This window comes from Pseudomonas sp. P4_C4 (genome assembly GCF_056402055.1).
Map to the genome: position 1 here is coordinate 23,369 of NZ_JBFUID010000051.1, position 20,528 is coordinate 43,896.

The 20,528-nt window shown below is 61.2% G+C and carries 17 protein-coding genes; 8 read left to right on the forward strand and 9 right to left on the reverse strand.

Annotated elements, in window-relative coordinates; genetic code table 11:
• Nucleotides 1-173 precede the first annotated feature (173 nt).
• Genes AC1DXW_RS23175 through AC1DXW_RS23190 form a run of 4 tightly spaced genes read right to left on the reverse strand, consistent with a single transcriptional unit; the run spans nucleotide 174 to nucleotide 3,655 of the window.
• A complete protein-coding gene (locus AC1DXW_RS23175; protein WP_477760494.1) occupies nucleotides 174-731 on the reverse strand; it encodes a PqiC family protein in 558 nt (185 codons plus the stop codon).
• 17 nt (nucleotides 732-748) lie between these two features.
• A complete protein-coding gene (locus AC1DXW_RS23180; protein WP_477753662.1) occupies nucleotides 749-2,425 on the reverse strand; it encodes a PqiB family protein in 1,677 nt (558 codons plus the stop codon).
• Entirely contained in the window at nucleotides 2,406-3,062 is a 657-nt protein-coding gene (locus AC1DXW_RS23185; protein ID WP_477753663.1) for a paraquat-inducible protein A, read from the reverse strand. The genes AC1DXW_RS23180 and AC1DXW_RS23185 overlap by 20 nt, the downstream gene beginning before the upstream one ends.
• On the reverse strand, nucleotides 3,059-3,655 hold the full coding sequence (locus AC1DXW_RS23190; RefSeq protein WP_477760495.1) for a paraquat-inducible protein A: 597 nt from the start codon (nucleotides 3,653-3,655) through the stop codon (nucleotides 3,059-3,061). Before AC1DXW_RS23190 ends, AC1DXW_RS23185 begins: the two co-directional genes overlap by 4 nt.
• A 371-nt stretch (nucleotides 3,656-4,026) precedes the next feature.
• Here AC1DXW_RS23190 and AC1DXW_RS23195 point away from each other — a divergent pair, with 371 nt between their 5' ends.
• Nucleotides 4,027-5,679: an arylsulfatase gene (locus AC1DXW_RS23195; protein WP_477753665.1), complete on the forward strand. Its 1,653-nt coding sequence runs from the start codon at nucleotides 4,027-4,029 to the stop codon at nucleotides 5,677-5,679.
• 79 nt (nucleotides 5,680-5,758) lie between these two features.
• Here AC1DXW_RS23195 and AC1DXW_RS23200 read toward each other — a convergent pair whose 3' ends face one another.
• The 3 genes from AC1DXW_RS23200 to AC1DXW_RS23210 form a co-directional block, all read right to left on the reverse strand.
• Complete coding sequence (locus tag AC1DXW_RS23200) at nucleotides 5,759-7,060, reverse strand: NAD(P)/FAD-dependent oxidoreductase (protein ID WP_477753666.1); 1,302 nt, start codon at nucleotides 7,058-7,060, stop codon at nucleotides 5,759-5,761.
• Complete coding sequence (locus tag AC1DXW_RS23205; RefSeq protein WP_477753667.1) at nucleotides 7,057-8,145, reverse strand: polyamine ABC transporter substrate-binding protein; 1,089 nt, start codon at nucleotides 8,143-8,145, stop codon at nucleotides 7,057-7,059. The genes AC1DXW_RS23200 and AC1DXW_RS23205 overlap by 4 nt, the downstream gene beginning before the upstream one ends.
• Before the next feature lie 151 nt (nucleotides 8,146-8,296).
• Nucleotides 8,297-9,655 carry a glutamine synthetase family protein gene (locus tag AC1DXW_RS23210; RefSeq protein ID WP_477760496.1) on the reverse strand — a complete coding sequence of 453 codons (1,359 nt, stop codon included), beginning with the start codon at nucleotides 9,653-9,655 and terminating at the stop codon, nucleotides 8,297-8,299.
• A 162-nt stretch (nucleotides 9,656-9,817) separates the two neighbouring features.
• Here AC1DXW_RS23210 and AC1DXW_RS23215 point away from each other — a divergent pair, with 162 nt between their 5' ends.
• Nucleotides 9,818-10,750, forward strand: a complete 933-nt coding sequence (locus AC1DXW_RS23215) for a helix-turn-helix domain-containing protein (protein WP_477753761.1) — start codon at nucleotides 9,818-9,820, stop codon at nucleotides 10,748-10,750.
• Here AC1DXW_RS23215 and AC1DXW_RS23220 read toward each other — a convergent pair.
• Both AC1DXW_RS23220 and AC1DXW_RS23225 read right to left on the reverse strand, forming a co-directional pair.
• Nucleotides 10,747-11,343 carry a helix-turn-helix domain-containing protein gene (locus AC1DXW_RS23220; protein WP_477753762.1) on the reverse strand — a complete coding sequence of 199 codons (597 nt, stop codon included), beginning with the start codon at nucleotides 11,341-11,343 and terminating at the stop codon, nucleotides 10,747-10,749. The two genes, AC1DXW_RS23215 and AC1DXW_RS23220, sit on opposite strands and share 4 nt — an antisense overlap.
• A 193-nt stretch (nucleotides 11,344-11,536) precedes the next feature.
• A complete protein-coding gene (locus AC1DXW_RS23225) occupies nucleotides 11,537-13,498 on the reverse strand; it encodes an oxidoreductase (protein ID WP_477753763.1) in 1,962 nt (653 codons plus the stop codon).
• A 315-nt stretch (nucleotides 13,499-13,813) separates the two neighbouring features.
• Here AC1DXW_RS23225 and AC1DXW_RS23230 point away from each other — a divergent pair, with 315 nt between their 5' ends.
• The 6 genes from AC1DXW_RS23230 to AC1DXW_RS23255 all read left to right on the forward strand — a co-directional run bounded on the left by AC1DXW_RS23230 (nucleotide 13,814) and on the right by AC1DXW_RS23255 (nucleotide 20,460).
• Nucleotides 13,814-14,863 (forward strand): ABC transporter substrate-binding protein, encoded by a 1,050-nt coding sequence (locus AC1DXW_RS23230; RefSeq protein WP_477760497.1) that lies wholly within the window; start codon nucleotides 13,814-13,816, stop codon nucleotides 14,861-14,863.
• Nucleotides 14,864-14,939: 76 nt separating this feature from the next.
• Nucleotides 14,940-15,728, forward strand: a complete 789-nt coding sequence (locus AC1DXW_RS23235; RefSeq protein ID WP_477753765.1) for a class II aldolase/adducin family protein — start codon at nucleotides 14,940-14,942, stop codon at nucleotides 15,726-15,728.
• 244 nt (nucleotides 15,729-15,972) lie between these two features.
• Nucleotides 15,973-16,605: a TetR family transcriptional regulator C-terminal domain-containing protein gene (locus tag AC1DXW_RS23240; protein ID WP_477753766.1), complete on the forward strand. Its 633-nt coding sequence runs from the start codon at nucleotides 15,973-15,975 to the stop codon at nucleotides 16,603-16,605.
• 107 nt (nucleotides 16,606-16,712) lie between these two features.
• Entirely contained in the window at nucleotides 16,713-17,429 is a 717-nt protein-coding gene (locus tag AC1DXW_RS23245; protein WP_477753767.1) for a response regulator, read from the forward strand.
• A gap of 5 nt (nucleotides 17,430-17,434) precedes the next feature.
• Complete coding sequence (locus tag AC1DXW_RS23250) at nucleotides 17,435-18,208, forward strand: substrate-binding periplasmic protein (protein ID WP_477753768.1); 774 nt, start codon at nucleotides 17,435-17,437, stop codon at nucleotides 18,206-18,208.
• Nucleotides 18,205-20,460 carry an ATP-binding protein gene (locus AC1DXW_RS23255; RefSeq protein WP_477760498.1) on the forward strand — a complete coding sequence of 752 codons (2,256 nt, stop codon included), beginning with the start codon at nucleotides 18,205-18,207 and terminating at the stop codon, nucleotides 20,458-20,460. Before AC1DXW_RS23250 ends, AC1DXW_RS23255 begins: the two co-directional genes overlap by 4 nt.
• Nucleotides 20,461-20,528 lie beyond the last annotated feature (68 nt).

Below are 20,528 nucleotides of genomic sequence, written 5' to 3' on the forward strand. Positions count from 1 at the left end.
TGAAAGGAATGTGAAAAAATTGCATAGGAGGTTCGCTCGGATAATTTGTTTGGTACTGAGAAACGTTGTCTTTTACACTTGCATGGAATGACAGCGGGAAACAGAGAGGGCGTATGGGTTGGGATTAACGGCGAACGTGTCGCCGTTAATCCGGGAAGCAGGAGAAAAGGCGTTCAGGGCGAAGGGCAGCTCGCCTGTGGTCTGGCGGCAGCCTGGCTGATCAGCGCGGCCAGGCGTTTGACGTTGTTTTGCTGGGCAAGCACCAGGTCATCGATGCTCGCACCTGACGGTGTTTGCAAGGTGCTGCGGCAAATCACCCGTGCCGTGTCGCCGATGCCGGCACTGCGCAGACGCCATTTCACGTCCATCAACGCGTATTGACCGGGGACCGAGTCAAAACGCTGCACATCGACCCGCACCGAATATTTGCCTTGTACCGGACTGTTGCTCAGTTGATCGGCCAGCGCACCGCGCAATTCATCCACGAGGGTCGCAGCCCACCAATGGGTTTCCAGGATCGCCAGGCCACTGTTGCCTTGGCGAATGACGATCTGCGCACGATCGACCTGGGGCGGCACGCTGATCGTCTCGATCTGAATCACCCCGACGGTGGTCATTGAATGATCGCCCACCTGGGCCGGGGTCAGGGTGTGGAATTGAATCGGGTCACTGCGGCAAGCGGCGAGCAGCAATATCGCGGTGACCAGGGTGAACTTCAGCGGAAAAGCCATGGGTGTTGCTCCTGTGTTCAATTGCGCGGTGGCCCCTGCAGATCCACGGGTGCGGCATTGTTCGGACGGCCGCGAAGCAGCGATTCCGGATGCCGTCCCAGGTAATCCGAAAGATCACGCAAGGATCTCGACGTACGTCCCAGTTCATCCAGGGTTTGCCCCAGTTTTTCCCGTTGCGGTGAATCGTCGGCCAAGGTCGAACTGGCGGACTGCAGGGTCGAATTGGCGGTTTCCAGGGTTTTGCTGACATCTGACAAGGTGGTCTGCACGCCAGGCATGATCTTGCCGTTGAATTGCATGATGCCTTTGCGCAGTTCGACGAGATTGCCATCGAGATTGCCGGCGATTCGCTCGATCGGCAGTTTGTTGATCTTGTCGACCATGGACTCGAGTTTTTCCTGCAATTGCTCGAGGCTGCCGGGAAGGGTCGGAATCATGACCGGGCGTGCATTTGCATCGAAGGCGACTTTGTCGGCCTTGGGGTAGAAGTCCAGGGAGATGTACAACTGGCCGGTCAGGAAGTTGCCGGTGCGGGCCTGGGCACGCAGGCCGTTTTCGATGAAGGTGCCGATCAAGCGTACGCCAGCGGCTTCGTTATTAGGGTCATGATTGAGCGCCTTGAGCATTTTGATGTGGGCCTGGCCCAGGCGTTGCGGGTAAATCACGATGCCGACGTTGACCGGAAAGGAGCGTTTTTTCTCGTCGTAATCCAGATTGACTGCCACCACCTTGCCGATTTCCACGCCGAGGAATTCCACCGGAGCATCGACCTTGAGCCCGCGCATTGCCTGGTCGAAACGCATGGCCAGGTACTGCGGCTTGCCGTTTGGCGGGGCGAGGGCGGTTTGCTGGTCTTCGAACAGTTCGTAGGCGTACTCGGCAGCCGCAGGTTTATCGTCAGGGCTGTAGTCGGGCGCGCGGAAGGCAATACCGCCCACCAGCAAGGAAGACAACGATTCGGTCTTGACCGCAAAACCGTTGGCGCCGACGCTCACGTCTATGCCGCTGGCGTTCCAGAAACGGGTGTTTTCGGTGACGTACTTGTCATTGGGTGCATGGATGAACAGCTCGATGTTCACGCCTTTGCCATCCGGGTCCAGCGCGTAGGCCACCACCTGACCCACCGGGATCTTGCGGTAGTAGACCGGAGAGCCGATATCCAGCGACCCCAGGTCCTGTGTGAACAGGGTGAAACGCTTGCCCGGCTCGCCGTAGGTGATGGGCGGCGGACTCTCCAGCCCCATGAAGTTTTTTGCCCGGCCGTTGGCCTGGCCGATATCGGCACCGATGTAATCGCCCGACAGCAGCGTATCGATGCCGGACACACCGCCAGCGCCAATGCGCGGCCGCACGACCCAGAACTGCGAGTCTTCACGGGTAAAGCTTTCGGCCTGCTTTTCCAGTTTGATCGTGGCGTTGACGCTCTTCTGGTCAGCGCTCAGTTCCACATCGGAGACATGACCAATCACGACATTGCGGTATTTGACCTCGGTTTTATTCGCGGTCAGGCCGTCCCCGGTCTTGAACGTGACAACGATGGTCGGGCCTTGCTGCAGAATGCTGTGAACCACCAGCGAAATACCCACCAACACCGCGACGATCGGCACGATCCAGACCAGCGAGACGCTGAAACGGCGGGTCTTGATCGGCGCCGGCCCGGGGGCTTGCGGCCCGTCAGTGGCTTGTGACTTCATCCGTGACCTCCTCATTGTGTGGGTTTTCCCGTTCTTTATCCCAGATCATGCGCGGGTCGAAACTCATGGCCGAGAGCATGGTGAACACCACCACCAGACCAAAAAACAGAATGCCCGGGCGCGGCTCGATGTCGGCCAGGGCCTGGAATTTCACCAGCGAGGCCACCAGGGCGACCACGATCACATCGAGCATCGACCAGTAACCGATGACCTCGACGAAGCGGTACAGCGTCGACCGCTCTTTACGTGCCCACTCGCTGTCGCGTTGCACGGTGACCAGCAGCAGCGTGACGGCGACGAACTTGATGCCCGGCACCGCGATACTGGCAATGAAGATGATCAGGGCGATGTCCCAGGCTCCGGCTTGCCAGAACTCCAGCACGCCGCTCATGATCGTGCTGTCGGCGCCATGGCCGACCATTTTGGTGTTCATTACCGGCAGCAAATTGGCGGGGATGTAAAACACCAGGGCGGCGATCATGTAGGCCCAGGTCCGGGTCATGGCATTGGTCTTGCGTCGATGCAAAGGCGCGCCGCAGCGTTCGCATTCGTGAGGTTCGCCAGTCATGTCGCAGGCCAGCCCGCAGGTGTGACACAGGCACAGGTTGAGCTCGTCGGCGTACGGAGGTGTGCTCATACGATGTCCCATAGTTCGCGGATATCGCGCCCGGCGATGCGGATCATCATCAGGCTCAGCGCAGCCAGGGCAAACAACCCTATGCCGGGCAGCACATCGAGCAGTCCGGCGAGTTTGATCACTGCGACCATGGCGCCCAGCAGGCAGACTTCGAGCATGCTCCAGGGCCTCAGGGTTTCCAGCCAGCGCATGCAGAATTTGAATCCGGGCGAGCGTTGCCGGGAGAGGGCGAAGCCCAGCACCCAGATCAGCAGCAACAGCTGGAAAATCGGCGCGATGATCATGGCGATTGCCGCCACCATGGCGATGAACGTGATAGGCCCCAGGCTCAGGGCCAGCACCGAGTCCCAGAGCGTTGCGCTGTTCTTCACGCCTTTGAAGCTGATGCTCATCACCGGATAGAAATTGGCGAATACCCAGAGCATCAGCGCCGTGAAGGTCAAGGCAAGACGCTGTTCCACCGTGAGGCCGTTATAGCGCTGAAGCACGCCGCCGCAGCGCGTACACAGGGTTTTCTGATGTTTGGCGAGCGTTACTTTTTGGTACACGCTGTCGCAGTGCTCGCAGATGATCAGCTGATCAGTAGTTGCCATGGGTCAAGCTCAACAGAAGGCAGGAAGTTCAGAGCACCCCCTCAATATAGAAGTGACTCGCAATTGAGCAAATCGAAAGTCGCAAGCTGAAGGCTATCCGCCGCCGGGGGATGACTCGACCCACGGAATTACATGGGAAGCAAGCGACGAACGACTTCGAATTCCACTGCCTGCAATGGGCGTTTTAAAAATAACCGTACTAGGCTGACTCGGGTGCCTTGAGTAGCAACGGGAGTTCCATTGTTTGGGTCGTTGAACGCCTGGAACTAACCAGAGGGCATGGTTTGGGGTAACTCACCAGGGTCCGGTCACGGATTACTTGAAAACAAGTAGCCGGCCACAAGGATCCGTCCCGATAAAGGAAGGTCGCCATGAAAAAACTCTCGCATCGCTCAAGGTTCTACATTGCAGGTTCATTACTGATAGCGCTTAACGGTATGGCCCTGGCAGCACAAACAGAAAAGCCCAATATCCTGTTCATCGTGTCCGACGATACCGGCTACGGCGATCTGGGGCCGTACGGTGGCGGTGTCGGCCGGGGCATGCCGACACCCAGCATCGACGAACTGGCCGCTGAGGGCACAACCTTTTACTCGTTCTACGCGCAACCAAGCTGCACGCCAGGGCGAGCCGCGATGCAGACCGGGCGCATCCCCAATCGCAGCGGCATGACCACCGTGGCCTTCCAGGGCCAGGGCGGTGGTTTGCCCGCCGCCGAGTGGACGCTGGCCTCGGTGCTCAAGACCGGCGGTTACGAGACCTACTTCACCGGCAAGTGGCACCTGGGTGAAGCCGACTATGCGTTGCCCAATGCCCAGGGCTATGACGTGATGAAGTACGTCGGCCTCTATCACCTCAATGCCTACACCTACGCCGACCCGACATGGTTCCCCGACATGGACCCGGAAACCCGGGAAATGTTTACCAAGGTGACCAAGGGCGCACTCTCGGGCAAGGCGGGAGAAAAGGTCGTCGAAGAGTTCAAGATCAACGGCCAGTATGTTGATACGCCGGTCATCGATGGCAAACCCGGTGTAGTCGGGATCCCCTACTTTGACGGTTATGTCGAAAAAGCCGCACTGGAATTCCTCGACACCGCCGCCAAATCCGACAAGCCGTTCTTCATCAACGTCAACTTCATGAAAGTGCACCAGCCGAACCTGCCGGCACCGGAGTTCGTTCACAAGTCGATCTCCAAGTCCAAGTACGCCGACTCGGTGGTCGAACTGGATACGCGCATCGGCCATATCATGGACAAGCTCAAGGCGCTGGGCCTGGATAAGAACACGCTGGTGGTTTACACCACCGACAACGGCGCCTGGCAGGACGTTTATCCGGACGCCGGCTACACGCCATTCCGTGGCACCAAGGGCACCGTGCGCGAGGGCGGTAACCGGGTCCCTGCAATCATGACCTGGCCTGGAAAAATCAAGCCCAATGCCAAGAACCACGACATTCTCGGCGGGCTCGACTTGATGGCGACCTTCGCCTCGGTGGCCGGCATCAAGTTGCCGGAGAAAGATCGCGAAGGTCAGCCGATCTATTTCGACAGCTACGACATGACCCCGGTGATAACCGGCACTGGCCCCGACCCACGTAAAGAGTGGTTCTACTTCACCGAAAACGAGTTGTCGCCGGGGGCGGCCCGCGTAGGCAACTACAAGGCCGTGTTCAACCTGCGTGGCGACAACGGAGTGCCGACCGGCGGCCTGGCCGTGGACACCAACCTGGGCTGGAAAGGGGAGTCGAAGTACGTGGCGGTCGTGCCGCAAGTCTTTGACTTGCTGCAAGATCCACAGGAGCGCTACGACATCTTCATGAGTAACGTCACCGAGCGCACCTGGACCATGGTGCCGATCAGTCAGGCGATCAACAAGCTGATGCAGACCTACATCAAATACCCGCCACGCAAGCTGCAAAGCATGGGCTATGACGGGCCGATCGAGTTGTCCAAGTACCAGAAATTCCAGTCGATTCGGGAAAGCTTGCAGAAGGAGGGCGTCAATATCCCGGTGCCTAACTAGCGGTGCGGCAGCGGTCTTGCTCAAGACCGCTGCATTTCTGTCAGCCAGGCGGGGGAACTCCCTCGCCACGGCTACCCGGTCAACCGAGCACTTCCCGCATCCGATACCAGAACATGCCAAGGGCCAGCAACGGTGAACGCAGGGCGCGTCCGCCGGGGAAGGTCATGTGCGGCACGGCGCTGAACACGTCGAAGCCTTTGCTGTGGCCAGCATGGATCGCTTCGCCCAACAACTTCGCGCACCAGTGGGTCACGTTCAGGCCATGGCCGGAGTAACCCTGGGCGTAGAACACGTTCGGGTGCTGGCTCAGGCGCCCGACCTGGGGGAAGCGGTTGGCCGAGATACCGATCTTGCCGCCCCACTGAAAGTCGATGCGCGCATTGGCCAGTTGCGGGAACACCTTGAGCATCTGCGGGCGCATGTAGGCGCTGATGTCCGAAGGATCGCGCCCGGAGTAATGGCAGGCTCCGCCGAACAGCAAGCGCCGGTCAGCCGAGAGCCGGTAGTAATCCAGGCCGACTTTCTGGTCGCACAGCGCGAGGTTGTGAGGGATCAGTTGTCTCGCGGCATCTTCTGACAAGGGTTCGGTGGCAATGATGTAGCTGCCCGCCGGGAGCACCTTGCCGCTGAGCTTCGGTTCAAGCTCTTCGAGATGCGCGTTACAAGCCAGCACCAGCGTACCGGCACGCACCGTGCCACCGGCGCAACGGACCTGCACCGTGCTGCCGTGGATCAACTCCAGCACCGGACTCTGCTCGAAGATCTGCACGCCAAGTGACTCGGCGACCTTCGCTTCACCGAGCGCCAGGTTCAGCGGATGCAAATGTCCCGAGCCCATATCGACCAGGCCTCCTGCATACACGCCGGAGTTCACCACCTGTTCACGGATCTGCTCCGGCGCGACCAGCCGGGTTTCAAAGGCATAGCCGGACTCGATCAGCTCTGCCTGCTCGGCCTTGAACGCCTTGAACTGGGCCGGGGTATTGGCCAGTTCGCAAAAGCCCCAGCGCAGGTCGCAATCGATGCCTTGCTCTCGGATGCGATTGGCCACCACCTGCACCGATTCGGTCCCGGCGTACTCCAGGTATTGCACGCCTTCGGCACCGATGTGCTTTGCAAAGCCGCTGACGTCATGACCGATGCCGCGAATCAACTGGCCGCCGTTGCGCCCGCTGGCGCCCCAGCCAATCCGCCGAGCCTCCAGCAGGACCACCGAGAGCCCGCGCTGGGCCAGTTCGATGGCGGTGTTGATGCCGGTGAAGCCCGCGCCGACCACGCAGACATCGGCCTCCAGGTCCGAGGACAGCGCGGGACGCTGTCGCATGCCCCTGGCGGACGCCGCGTAATAGGAGAGGGTGTGTTCCTTGGTGTACTGATTCATTTGTTGGACTTCACTTTGCTCCACGAGCGGGTCATCAGACGCATGATCGACTGCGGCGGCGTGGTGGAGATGTAGAGTTTGTCGAGGACTTCCTGGGACGGATAAACCTCGGGATTGCCGACCAGCTCAGGGTCCATGTACTGCTTGGCGGCCGGGTTCGGGTTGGCATAACCGACCGAAGCACTGACCTTGGCAATCACTTGCGGGTCCAGCAGGTAGTTGATGAAGGCGTGGGCTTCTTTCGGATTACTGGCGTCGGCGGGGATGGCCAGCAGGTCAAACCACAGGTTGGCGCCTTCCTTGGGAATGGCGTAGGCGATGTTCACGCCGTTCCTGGCTTCCTTGGCGCGGTTGGCGGCCTGGAACACGTCACCCGAGTAACCGAAGGCCACGCAGATATCGCCATTGGCCAGGTCCGAAACGTACTTGGAGGAGTGGAAGTAGGTGATGTAGGGGCGGATCTGCAGCAGCTTGGCTTCGGCCTTTTTGAAGTCCTCGGGGTTTTCGCTGCGCGGGTCCATGCCCATGTAGTTGAGCATCGCCGGGAACACTTCGTCCGCCGAGTCCATCATCGACACGCCGCAGGCGCTGAGCTTCTTGATGTTTTCCGGTTCGAACAGCACTGCCCAGGAATCGATGTGATCGATGCCCAGCACTTGCTTGACCTTGTCGACGTTATAGCCGATGCCGTTGGTACCCCACAGGTACGGTACCGAGTGCGAGTTGCCCGGATCGTTTTTCTCCAGCAGCGTCAGCAGTTTCGGGTCAAGGTTCTGGAAACTCGGCAGTTGCTCGCGATCGAGCTTGAGGAACGCACCCGCCTTCACCTGACGGGCGAGGAAGTGGTTGGACGGCACCACCACGTCATACCCGGTACGACCGGCAAGCAGCTTGCCCTCCAGGGTTTCGTTGGAATCGAATACGTCGTAGATCACCTTGATCCCGGTTTTCGCCTGGAAGTCGACGAGGGTGGTTTCGCCGATGTAGTCGGTCCAGTTGTAGACGCTGACCTGTGGCTGAGCCTGGGCAACGGCGCTGAACAGGACCGCCAGCGCGGCCGGGACCACGGATTTCAATAGACGCATATCGACACCTCTTGGAGTTATTGGATTCTTCAGGTGATTCTTTGGTGGTCTGTCGGCCCTCATCGCGAGCAAGCTCGCTCCCACATTTGAAATGCGTTCCCCTGTGGGAGCGAGCTTGCTCGCGATGAGGTCGTTACGGACAGCGGAGATCTCAGACGCTGAGCATCAGGAACTCGCGCTCCCATGAACTGATCACCCGCTTGAAGTTCTCGTGCTCGGCGCGCTTGACCGCGACATAGCCCCGCACGAACTTGCTGCCCAGGTAGCGGCCGATGGTGTCGCACTCTTCCATCTGGGTCAGGGCGTCCTCGATGGTGATCGGCAGGCGCAGGTTGCGACGCTCATAGGCGCGGCCCTGTACCGCAGCGCTCGGCTCGATGCGCTCGACCATGCCCAGGTAACCGCACAGCAGGCTGGCGGCGATGGCCAGGTATGGGTTGGCGTCAGCGCCCGGCAGACGGTTCTCGACGCGCATGGCGTCCGGGCTTGAGGTCGGCACGCGCAGGCCGACGGTGCGGTTTTCTTCGCCCCATTCGACGTTCACCGGTGCCGAGGTGTCCGGCAGGAAGCGGCGGAACGAGTTGACGTTCGGCGCGAACATCGGCAGCACTTTCGGGATGTACTTCTGCAAGCCACCGATGTGATGCAGGAACAGCTCGCTCATGTTGCCATCGGCATCGGCAAAGATCGGCTGGCCGGTGGCAATGTCCACCACGCTCTGGTGAAGGTGCATGGCGCTGCCCGGCTCATCGCCGACCGGCTTGGCCATGAAGGTTGCCGCCACGTTGTGCTTGAGCGCCGCCTCACGCATGGTGCGTTTGAACACGGTGATCTGGTCGGCCAGGTCCAGGGCGTTGCCATGACGGAAGTTGATTTCCATCTGTGCCGGGCCGTCTTCGTGGATCAGCGTGTCGAGGTCCAGACCTTGCAGTTCGCACCAGTCGTAGACGTCTTCGAACAGCGGATCGAATTCGTTGGCCGCATCGATGGAGAACGACTGGCGACCGCTTTCGGCACGGCCCGAACGGCCCATCGGCGCCTTGAGCGGCAGGTCCGGGTCTTCGCAGCGCTGAGTCAGGTAGAACTCCATTTCCGGCGCCACAATCGGCCGCCAGCCTTTGTCGGTGTACAACTGCAGGACTTTCTTCAACACGTTGCGCGGCGACAGTTCGATCGGGTTGCCGAACTTGTCGAAGGTGTCGTGGATCACGATGGCGGTCGGCTCGATGGCCCACGGCACCACGTAAACGGCGTCGGCATCCGGCTTGCAGACCATGTCGATGTCAGCCGGATCGAGCAGGTCGTAGTAGATGTCGTCGTCGACAAAGTCCCCGGTTACCGTTTGCAACAGCACACTTTCCGGCAGGCGCATGCCTCGCTCATGCAGGAACTTGTTGGTGGGTGCGATTTTGCCGCGTGCAATGCCGGTCAGGTCGCTGACGACGCACTCGACTTCGGTAATCTTGTGATCTTTCAGCCAAGTGAACAGCTGATCGAAAGGGGCATTCATAAAGACCTCGTTATTGGTTTTATTAACGCCAGGAGAGGCCGGTTTCATCCGCCGGACACTTCCCCTGTAGCGCGTTGACGTCTATCTTGGGCGAGCCTTGCGGTTCCATCTATCCACTTTAAGCAGCACAAAGCGCACCAAAAGAGTGCGTAAGGTCGCCCCATGACAGGTTCCAATTCACTCCTGGTCCAAGCCTTCAACACCGCCGATGTCGCCGAGCAAATCCGCGCCACACCGGGCTGGGTGCAGCATTACCAGCAGATGTCGCCGGGGCATTTCGCGGGTAGGGTGCGTTATCTGGACCTGCAGGGCGTGGAGATTTACGAAGAGTCGATGAACACCCGGGTCGAGCAGAATTTCAGCGCGCCCCAGGGTTCGTTGTCGTTCTGTTTCGATCGCGGTGACAACGCGCTGTACGTGTTGAATGGCGAAAGCCGCAACATCTGGATCACCCCGGAGAACTACCAGGAAATCGCCGTGGTGTTCGGGCCGGAATTTGTAAAGCGCCACAGCTTGGACATCGCCAGGCTCGAAGGGCTGTTCATGGCGCCGCTCAACTCCCGGCAGAACGCGCTGTTCTGCCGCTGGCTCAGCGGGACCCTGACGCGGCTGTCGCAGACCTTCGATCCACCGAGCCGCGAAGCGCTGACCCAGCAACTGCTGGAAGATTGCCTGTTCATCCTCGACAACGCCTGTGTCGGCCTCGACCAGGGTGCCTTGCAGCGCCGTGCGGGAGAGCGGGCGATCATGAAACGGGTAGGGGAATGGGCGGCGGACACCCCGGAAGAACACCTCAACCTGCTGGAACTGTCCCAGGTTGCCGGGGTTTCACTGCGCCAGCTGCAGCATGCGTTCAAGACCTACACCGGCATGGCGCCGACCCAATGGCTGCGCCTGCGCCGCCTCAATAGCGCCCGCCGCGAATTGCTCAGCCGCACGCCCACGCAAACCACCGTGGCCGAAGTGGCCATGCATTGGTCGTTCTGGCACCTGGGGCGGTTTTCCAGCAGCTACCGTGCGCTGTTCCAGGAATTGCCCAGCGAAACCCTCAAGCGTGCGAGTGCCGCGCAGGCAAACGGGCGCGGCCGGCGCTAGAACGTCGGCGGCGTAATCACCCAGATCACCACCGCGTCCACCTCGCCGGGATTACCGTAGCGGTGTGGTTCCTGGCTGGAAAAGCTGAAGCTGTCGCCTTCATTGAGCTGGAAATGGCGTTCGCCGACCCACAACTCGAAACTGCCGGACAGCAGGTAACCGGCTTCTTCACCGTCGTGGCTGTAGCTTTGCTGGCTGTAGGTGCCAGGCGGGAAACGCGAGTGGAGCATTTCCAGTTGGCGGTTGGCTTGCGGGGTCAGCAACTGATCGACGATGCCGTCTTCGTAATGCACGTTCAGGCGGCTGTTCTTGCGCACCACGATGCCGTCATCTTCGGGCGCGGTGACCGCTTCACTGGCGAAGAACCACTGGATGGTGACGCCGAGGCTGCGGGCAATGTTGAACAGCGCCGGGATCGACGGGTAGGCGAGGTTGCGCTCCAGCTGGCTGATGTAGCCGGCGGTGAGCTCGCTCTGTTGCGCCAGTTCCGCCAGGGTCATGCCCCGGCGTTTACGCAGGCCGCGAATGCGCGTGCCGAGGAAATGCGGTTCGGCGCTGCCTGAGGCGGGCGGGGTCTTGCTGTTGTTGCTCATGGAATGTTCCGAACCGGGGGCTGCACTTCGCCCCTTGTAGGAGCGAGCTTGCTCGCGATGGACTTCAGAACACCGCGTCTTATCCAGAAAACACGCGTCATCGTTAGCGACCATCGTCGGAGCGCCGCCCGGAGCAAGCTCGCTCCTACAGAGAGCGATCATTTGAATCTAAAGCCCCAGAGTATAAACAGCCTTAAAGCTCCCACGCGACTTTCAGGCCTTCATAAATCGCTTCTTCGGCGGTACGCGGCGCCAGGCAGTCGCCAATGCGGCGGAACTCCACCAGCCCTTGCAGCTCGGCACCCAGGGTATCCACCGGTTGATGGCCCTGGCACAGCACCAGCGTATCGATGTTCTCCATCAGCATCGGCTCGCCACTGGCGGTGTGTTGCAGGTACACCGTGTTGTCATCGCAACCATACAGCCGCGCATAAGGCGTGATCGGCACGCCCAGCTTGTGCAGCTCGCCGGCCAGTTGATCGCGCACGTACAGCGGCAGGTTTTCCCCGCAATGGGTGCCGTTGACCGCCAGTTGCACCTGATGCCCGGCGCGCACCAGGCGTTCGGCGATGCCGGGACCGATCCAGTCGCAACGCCAGTCGACCACCGCCACCGAACGGCCGATCTGCACCTTGTCACGCAGCACTTGCCAGGCGTCTACCACCTGCAACTCACCGCCGCGTTCGAAGGCCGGCCAGTACGGCTCGGCACCGGTAGCGACGATCACCATGTCCGGTTTTTCCTGCTCCACCAGCGCGCGGTCGACCCGGGTATTGCGCACCACGCGCACACCGGCCAGTTGCATTTCTCGCTGCAGGTTGGTGCTGGCGCCGCCGAACTCGCTGCGCCGTGGCAGCAACTGCGCGAGCAACACCTGACCACCCAGTTGCGAACTGGCTTCGTACAGCGTCACTTCATGCCCGCGCTGGGCCGCGACGGTGGCCGCTTTCATCCCGGCCGGACCACCGCCGGCGATCATGATGCGTTTGCGCTGTGGCGCTTGTCGGCGTTCGCCGAAGATCAGCTCGCGCCCGGTTTCCGGGTGCTGGATGCAGGAAATCGGCAAGCCCTTGTGGAAGTGGCCGATGCACGCCTGATTGCAGGCAATGCACGCTCGCACGTCTTCGACGCGGCCGGTGTCGGTCTTGTTGGGCATTTGCGGATCGCAGATCAGTGCCCGGGTCATTCCGCACACGTCGGCCTGGCCGCGAGCCAGAATCAGCTCGGCTTCCTGAGGCTGGTTGATGCGCCCGGTGACGAACAGCGGAATGTCCAGGCTTGCCTTGAACGTCCCGGCTTCCCTGGCCAGGTACGCCGCCTCGATCGCCATCGGCGGCACGATATGCACCGCACCGCCAAGGGACGCCGAGGTGCCGGCGACGATATGCACATAATCGAGCTGCGCTTGTAGCGACTGCACGGCGGCCAGGGATTCGTCTTCGGTCAGGCCTTCCGGGTCGCGCTCGTCGGCGGAAATGCGCAGGCCGATGATGAACTGTTCATCGGTCGCCGCACGCACCGCGGCGATCACTTCACGGAGAAAACGCAATCGCTGTTCCAGTTCACCGTTGTAACCATCGGTACGCCGGTTGACTCGCGGATTGATGAACTGCGCCGGCAGGTAACCGTGGCTGGCCACGACCTCGACGCCATCGATCCCGGCCTGATGCAGGCGCCGGGCGGCAGCGGCATAACCGGCGATGATCTCGTCGATCATGGCCTGGTCCAGCGCCCGGGGCATCACCCGGAAACGTTCGTTGGGCACCGACGAGGCGGAGTAGGCCACCGCCAGCAGACCATCGCTGGACTCCATGATCTCCCGCCCCGGATGGAACACCTGGGACAACACCAGGGTGCCGTGGGCATGGCAGGTTTGCGCCAGTTTGCGGTAGCCCTCGATGCACGCATCGTCGGTGGCCATCAGCACGTGGGAGGTGTAGCGCGCACTGTCATGCACCCCGGCCACTTGCAGCACGATCAACCCGGCACCGCCTTCGGCACGCGCCCGGTGATAGGCGATCAATTGTTCATTGACCAGGTTGTCGGTGGGCATCGAGGTGTCGTGACCGCTGGACATGATACGGTTTTTCAGGCGCTTGCCACGGATCTCCAGGGGTTCGAACAGGTGCGCGAAGGCGGGTGTCGAGGTCGGCATGGTGCGGTACTCCTGGCAGGCTGACCTGTAGGAGCGAGCTTGCTCGCGATGGACGTTAACGATAACGCGTGTTGTCTGGATGAACGCGTCGCCCTCAGGTCCATCGCGAGCAAGCTCGCTCCTACAGAGGCATTTAGGTTTTCGGCGTTGTTATTATTGGTCTATAGAAATTTACCTTCAGTAAAAAATCAACTTGTTTTTTTACTTAGCCTTGCAGTAATTTCGTCTCGAGCCCGCTCCCGGGCCAAACCTCACAACAATAAAAAAGGGCTGCATGGGCCTTGGGTCCCGTGGCACCTGCAAGAGGAACCACTGATGAAATCGCACACGCTCAAGCACGGTTTTTATCCCTTGGTGTTGTCCGTGGCCATGGGCCTGGGCAGCGCTCAGGCAGCATCGGACATGGTGGTGGTCGGATACGGCGGAGCCGGACAGAAAGCCCAGGACGTGGCGTTCTTTCAACCGTTCGCCGCCGTGGATCAAAGCAAGGTGATCCAGAGCGAATACAACGGCGAGATGGCCAGGATCAAAGTGATGGTCGACACCGGCAACGTCGACTGGGACGTAGTGCAGATCGAAGGCCCGGACCTGATGCGCGGCTGCGAGGAAGGCATGTACGAGCGGCTGGACTGGACCCGCCTGGGCCACGCCGACCAGTTGATCCCCGAAGCGGCGCAGGAATGCGGTTCCGCCGCGCTGGTGTGGAGCGTGGCGATTGCCTACGACACCGACAAACTGGCCCAGGCCCCGACCTCGTGGGCAGACTTTTGGGACGTGAAGAAAACCCCCGGCAAGCGTGGGCTGCGTAAACGCGCGGTGTACAACCTGGAATTCGCCTTGCTGGCGGACGGGGTCAAGACCGAAGACGTCTACAAGGTGCTCGGCACCCCGAAGGGTGTGGACCGGGCATTCGCCAAACTCACTGAACTCAAGCCTTACATCCAGTGGTGGGAGGCCGGCGCGCAACCGCCGCAATGGCTGACCGCCGGCGATGTGGTGATGACCTCGACCTACAGCGGACGCATCGCCGACGCCGCGCAGAAAGGCAGCCACCTCGGGCTGGTCTGGCCCGGCAGCCTGTACGGCATGGACTACTGGGCGATCATCAAGGGCTCCAGGCATGTGGATCAGGCCAAGCGCTTTATCGCCTTCGCCAACCAGCCGGACGCCCAGGTCAACTACGTGCAGCAGATTCCCTACGGCCCGACCAACACCCAGGCCGCCGCACGGCTGGACGACAAACTGGCGCAATGGGTGCCCACCGCGCCGCAGAACCTCAAGGGCGCACTGTCGATGAACGTCGGTTTCTGGGTCGATCATGGCGAAGAGCTCGAGGAGCGCTTCAACGCCTGGGCCAGTAAATAAACGCGGATGGCTGGACGTGTCGAAGCGTCCAGCCTTACTGTCTGCCCCCAGCCGATCAGCCTGAAGAACCACGAGAATGAATAAAATCGCCACTCACCTGGCTCCCGAGCGCAGCGCTACCGAGCAGCGCCTGCGCGAGGAACTGGCGGCCTGTTACCGCTTGATTGCGCACTTTCGCATGACCGATTTGATCTTCACCCACATCTCGGTGCGCATTCCGGGGCCGGAGCATCACTTTCTGATCAACCCTTACGGGTTGATGTTCGATGAAATCACTGCGTCGAATCTGGTGAAGATCGACCTCGATGGTCATGCCGTGGAGTCGTCGCCGTACCCGGTGAACCCGGCCGGTTTCGTGATCCACAGTGCCATTCATGGCGCCCGTGAAGATGCGCAATGCGTGCTGCACACCCATACCAAATCCGGGTGCGCGGTGGCGGCGTTGAAGTGCGGGTTGTTGCCGGTGAACCAGATTTCCATGGAGTTCTATGGCCGTGTTGCCTACCACGACTACGAGGGTGTGGCGCTGGACCTCAGTGAGCAACAACGGCTGGTGGCGGACCTGGGCGACAAATCGGTACTGATGCTGCGCAACCACGGTTTGCTGACCGTCGGCGAGACCGTGAGCCAGGCGTTTTTGCGCATGTATTACCTGGAAAAGGCTTGTGAGATTCAGTTGGCCGCGCAGGCTGCCGGGGAAGTAGTGCTGCCGTCGCACGAGGTCTGCGCGCATACCGAACGGCAGTTCAATGAGCCGGGGCGACCGTTGGAGGATGGGGAGTTGAGTGATCCGGATGCCATGCAACTGGCCTGGGCGGCGTTGTTGCGAATGCTGGATCGAGTGGCGCCGGGGTATCGGGACTGATCTGAGACCTCGGCTGTCTGGGCTGACGTCATCGCGAGCAAGCTCGCTCCCACAGTGGTTTGGGTTGTTCGTAGATCTTGCGAACACCCGYTAACCCTGTGGGAGCGAGCTTGCTCGCGATGGGGGCGCCTCGGTTCTCAGACTTACACCCGACTGGAGACTTGGCCCGCTCTTGCTGTACAGTCGTTCAGCCCGCCGCTAACCCGCGCGAGCCTGAACGATTCAACCAAGGAGCGTGTCGCCGATGAATCAGGAAGCCCGTTTTTCCCGTATGGAACCGGAGTTGCGCAAAGCCAACCTGATCGAGGCGACGCTGGTGTGCCTCAAGCGTCACGGCTTCCAGGGCGCGTCGATCCGCAAGATTTCAGCCGAGGCCGGGGTCTCGGTGGGGCTGATCAGCCATCACTATTCCGGCAAGGACGAACTGGTGGCCGAGGCCTACATGGCGATCACCGGGCGGGTCATGACCTTGCTGCGCGACGCCATGGAGCAAGCTGCGCCGAATGCCCGGGAGCGCTTGTCGGCGTTCTTCCGCGGGTCGTTTTCCGCCGAACTGCTCGATCCGCAACTGCTCGATGCGTGGCTGGCGTTCTGGGGCGCGGTGAAAACCGCCGAGGCCATCAACCAGGCCCACGATCATTCCTATGGCGAGTATCGCGGCGTCCTGCGCAAGGTGCTGGCGGAACTGGCCCGGGAGGAGGGCTGGGAAAACTTCGACGCCGACCTCGCCGCCATCAGCCTGAGCGCCTTGCTCGACGGTTTGTGGCTGGAGTCCGGGCTGAACCCAGGTACCTTCACGCCGGAGCAAGGCATCCAGATTTGCGAGGCCTGGGTCGACGGGTTGCAGGCCGGCGGACGCCAGCGCTTCTGCGTGTAGACGAGCGACTGTTGATCAGTCGTTCAGCAATCGATACTCTCTGGCGCCGATGCAGGAAAACACTCTAATAAGAAACTGGCCTTCGGGCCTGAGCCGGACACCAAGCGATGACTCCTCGGGTATTGATCGTCGATGACGATCCGCTGATTCGCGATCTGCTGCATGCCTACCTGTCCCAGGAAGGCTACGACGTCCATTGCGCCGCCACGGCGGAACTGGCGGAAACCTTCCTCGCCAGCCAGACCGTGGACCTGGTGATGCTCGACATCCGCCTGCCGGGCAAGGACGGCCTGACCCTGACCCGCGAGTTGCGGGTGCGTTCGGAAGTCGGGATCATCCTGATCACCGGGCGCTTTGATGAGATCGACCGCATCGTCGGCCTCGAATGCGGCGCCGATGACTACGTGATCAAACCCCTCAATCCAAGGGAACTGGTGTCCCGGGCGAAAAACCTGATTCGCCGGGTACGTCATGCGCAAACGCCAGCGCCAGCCGTCGTGGCGGCCAAGCCGGTCAAGCAGTTCGCCGACTGGGCGCTGGACACCGACCGCCGTCGCCTGATCGATTCGTCCGGCAGCGAAACCTTGCTGACCCACGGCGAATACCAGTTGCTCAGCGTGTTCCTGCGCAACAGTGGCCACACCCTCAGCCGCGATCAGTTGATGGACCAGATCCGCAACCGCGAATGGGTGCCCAACGACCGCTCCATCGACGTGCTGGTCGGGCGCCTGCGCCGCAAGTTGCACGACGATCCGGCCGAACCGCAGTTGATCATCACCATTCACGGCGCCGGTTACCTGTTCACCGCCAGCGTGGCAGCCTGAACCTGATGCCGCGATGTCTTTGCCTGCTGGCGATGCTGGTGGCCGGCCATGCCGTCGCGGCGGAGAAGGTTCGCTATTGCGATTACCCGGTGTACCCGCCGATCTCCTGGAGCGACGGCAAACAGGTGCGCGGACTGGCGCCGAGCGTGGTGAAAAGCCTGTTCGGCCAGTTGGGATATGAGGTCGAGATGGTCGTGCTGGGCAACTGGAAACGCTGCTTGCTGGACGCCGCCGAAGGCCGGGTCGACGTGGTGCTGGCCTACAGCACCGCGCAACGCGAGCAGAGCATGCTGTTCTCGACGGTGCCGGTCTTGCGTGAAGAAGTGGCGCTGTTCATCAATCGCCAACACCCGGTGAAATTCGAACAACTGGACGATCTGGCCCATTACCGTGGCGGCCTGTTGTTCGGCGAGAGCTACGGTGTGGAGTTCGATCGCATGGTTGCGCACAACAACAATATCGAATGGGTTTCCGACAGCCACCAGAACTTCGGCAAGCTGATTCGCGGGCGTATCGACTTCATCACCCAGGAGCGGCGCACCGGCCAGTTGTATGTGGAAAACCTGCCCGGCGGCCAGGACATCATTGCCTTGCCCAAGGCCTTGAGCGTGGACTATCTGCGCGTCGCCGTGTCGCGGCGCTCACCCTTGGCCCAGCGCATGCCCGAGATCAATGCGCAGTTGCAGCGCATGGTCGATGCCGGCGACATCGAACGCTGGCTCAACGAAAGCGAAGTGACCTACCGTGACATGATCAATCTGCCGGCAGATGCGCAATGATTCGCGCCCGTCCCGGTGGACTGTTGCAACGCCTGTTGCTGTTCATTCTGTTGTTCAGCCTGTGCTTCACCGTGCTGGCCAGCAGCGTGCAACTGTACATCGAGTATCGGCGGGAAATGCGCGATATCGATTCGCGCATGGAGCTGATCCGCGCCGGCTACCTGGCCAGCCTGGAACGCAGCCTCTGGGACTTGAACCAGGAACAGTTGAACGTGCAGTTGCGCGGGCTGGTGGACTTCTCCGACGTCGCGCGGGTGCACTTGACCAGCGCCGATTTCGATCTGGTACAAGGCAATCCGGACCCTGCGGGACCGTTGCGTATCGAGCGCTTTGCCCTGGACTATCAGCCGCCGTCAGGCCCTTTGCGCCACCTTGGCGAGCTGGAGGTCAGTACCGATCTGGGGGCGGTGTACCAGCGTCTCTACGCCACCGGTTTGACCAGCCTGTTGTGGATGGCGGTGTTCCTCTGCGGTCTGGCCGTTGCCTTGTCGGGGCTGTTTTATCGACTGGTGACCCGGCACCTGAAAGTCATGGCCGAGTTTGCCCGGCGTATCGCCGCCGGTGAATGGCAGGAACCCCTGCACCTGGACAAGCGCCGCGGCAGCGACGAAATCGACACCGTGGCCCACGCACTGGACGACATGCGCCGGGCGATCCTGCGGGACATCGAGCGCCGGGAAACCGATCGCCTGGCCTTGCAGGACAACCGTGACGAGCTGCTGAAAATGGTTGAGCGCCGTACCGCCAGCCTGATGCGCGCCAAAGACGAGGCGGAAGCGGCCAACCTTGCCAAGTCGAGGTTCCTGGCGACCATGAGCCACGAACTGCGCACGCCCCTAAATGGCATCCTCGGCATGGCCGAACTGCTGCGCGGCGCGCGTCTGGATGCCCGGGACGGCAAGCGTTTGGACGCCTTGCACAAGGCCGGCGAAGGCTTGCTGACGATCCTCAACGAAGTGCTGTATTTCGCCAAGCTGGAGGAGGGCGTCAGCCATCCCGAGCCGGTGGATTTCTCGCTGCGCCAGTTACTCGACGAGGTGCTGACACTGTTGGAACCGCGAGCGCTGAACAACGATACGATCCTCAGTTGCCGGGTCGATCAGCGCATTGCCGAGTATCACCACGGCGCCGAGCAGTTCCTGCGGCAGGTGCTGAGCAACCTGCTGGCCAACGCGATCAAGTTCACCGAAGGCGGCGCAGTCAGCGTCGAGGTGGCGCTGCTCAGCGAAACCGGCGAACAGACCGGGCAGCGCCTGCGGGTCAGTGTCACGGACGACGGCATCGGCATTGCCCCGTTGATGCAGGCGAAGATTTTCGAGCGTTTCACCCAGGCCAGCGAAGAAGTCGCGCAACGGTTTGGCGGCACCGGGCTGGGATTGGCGATCTGCAAACATCTGGTGGAGCAGATGGGCGGTTGCATCGGTGTGGACAGTGAAGTGGGGCGCGGCAGTTGTTTCTGGTTCGAGCTGTCCTTGCAGCCGGCCAGCGGCGTGGTTGAGGCGGAACCGGTGCGGGCGGTGGGGCCGGCACTGAACATCCTGGTGGTCGAAGACGTGGTGCTCAACCGCGAAGTGGCCAAGGGTTTGCTGCAGCGGGACGGTCACCGGGTATGGCTGGCCGAAGAGGCAGAACAGGCGCTGGAACACTGCGCGGCGCGGGTTTTCGATCTGCTGCTGCTGGACGTGCATCTGCCGGGCATCAGCGGGGTCGAGTTGTGCCGGCAGATCCGCAACAGCGACGGGCCGAATCGCCACACCCGCATCTTCGCCCTGACCGCCAGCGTGCAACCGGCGTTGGTGCGCGGTTATCTGGAGGCCGGCATGAACGGTGTCCTGGCCAAGCCCTTGAAGCTGGAAAACCTGCGCCAGGTGCTGGAAGGGCATGCGCCTGTGGCCGAGTCGCTGCTGAGCGATGAGGCAATGGACTGGCCGTTGTTGCAGACCCATCGCAACCTGCTCGGCGAGCAAAAGGTCCAGAGTCTGCTGGCGGTGCTGCGCGACTCGATTCTCCAGCACCGCGAAGCGTTGAATGAAGCCCTGACCGCCGATGACTGCACAGAGGTCGCACAACTGGCGCATCGTCTGGCTGGCAGTTGCGATTCTCTGGGCTTTCGCTCACTGGCCGCGACGCTCAGGGCGCTGGAGACGTTGGCCCTGGGCAACGATGAGTCGGCGATCCGCCACATGAACCCCGCGTTGAATGAACAATTGCAGCAGGCACTGACTACCCTCAAAGGCCTGTTGCAGAGCTGACGTACAAGTTTGTTACGACTTTGTACAACTTCGATCTTTACGGTCAACGCGAACTTACATGGCTTTCC